This window comes from Hymenobacter plasmatis (genome assembly GCF_020711255.1).
Classification (GTDB): Bacteria; Bacteroidota; Bacteroidia; order Cytophagales; family Hymenobacteraceae; genus Hymenobacter.
Genome location: NZ_JAJFAW010000057.1, coordinates 1 through 1279, shown reverse-complemented (window position 1 = coordinate 1279; position 1279 = coordinate 1). Strand labels below are relative to the sequence as shown.

The following is a 1279-nucleotide window of genomic DNA, read 5'->3' as shown; positions in this document are numbered from 1 at the left end:
ACGGTCGTGGCTGTTGCAGAAGTCATGTCCTGCATGGTGCTGCCCTTCGTAGCAGAAGGATGCAAGGCAAGAAGTTGTTTCTCGACAAAGAGGTGACCCGCTTTCGGCTTTCCGAGCGGGTGCCGCCCCATAACCTGTACCGCCGGCTGGCCGAGTGGGTGGACTGGACGTTTCTCTACGACGAGACCCGCACGCTGTACAGTCACACGGGCCAGCCCTCGTTGGACCCGGTCGTGTTCTTCAAGCTCGTGCTCGTGGGCCGGCTGGAAAACCTGGTCAGCGACCGGCGCCTGATCGAGCACTGCGCGCTGCGGCTCGACATCCTCTTGTTTTTGGGCTACGAGGTGGACGAGGAATTGCCCTGGCATTCCACGGTGAGCCGCACCCGCCAATTATTTCCGGCGGCCGTCTTCGAGCGCCTGTTCGACTACGTCTTTGCCCAGTGCGTGGCCCGGGGCCTGGTCGCCGGCGACACGCAGGCCGTGGATTCAGCGCCCGTCAAGGCCAATGCGGCGCTGGAAGCGGTACTCGAAAAGCAACCCGCCGCTACTCCCGGCCCGCACGTGGCCGGCCGCGACGACTTGCCGGCCGTGCCCGCCGCGGGCTCGGTGCTGACGGCGCCGGCCCACCAGCTGCGCCAGCTGGCCACGGGGCAGCGCCGGCGGCAGGGCGCGCAGACCGGCGCGCTGGGGGCGCGGCACGAGCAGGCGCGCTTGCTCAGCAACAAGACCCACTACAGCCCCACCGACCCCGACGCGCGCATCTCCGTCAAACCCGGCAAAGCGCGGGCCCTGAACTACTTCTGCAGCTTGTCCGTCGACACGGCCCACGGCGTCATCAGCCATGCGCAAGCCGACTTCGCCGACCAGCGCGACAGCCTGCATTTGCCCCGGCTCCTCGCCGGCCTGCAGCAGCGCTTGCGCGCGAACGAACTGCCCCTGCGCGAGCTGCTGGCCGACGCCGGCTACGTCAACGGCCCGAACTATGCGCTACTTGAAGCCGCGCGCATCACGGCATGGATTCCCGTTTTCGGCCAGTACAAGCCCGCAATCGAGGGCTTTGCCTACGACCGGCGCACGGACGCCTTTACCTGCCCCGAAGGCCAGGCGCTGCCCTTTCAGAAATACGACACCAACCAAGACGGGGGCTGGCATAAGATTTACTGGGGCCCGTGCCGCACCTGCCAGCAGTGCCCGCGCAAGCCGCTGTGCGCCCCGCGGGCCCGGCGCAAGCAAATCAACCGCACGATTTACGACGCGGCCTACCGCCGCGCCTGGCT

General features: G+C 67.3%; 1 protein-coding gene. It reads left to right on the top strand.

From position 1 onward, the window contains the following. Positions 1-59: 59 nt before the first annotated feature. On the top strand, positions 60-1279 hold a 1220-nt coding region (locus tag LJ738_RS21095; RefSeq protein WP_227788333.1), incomplete at its 3' end, for a transposase.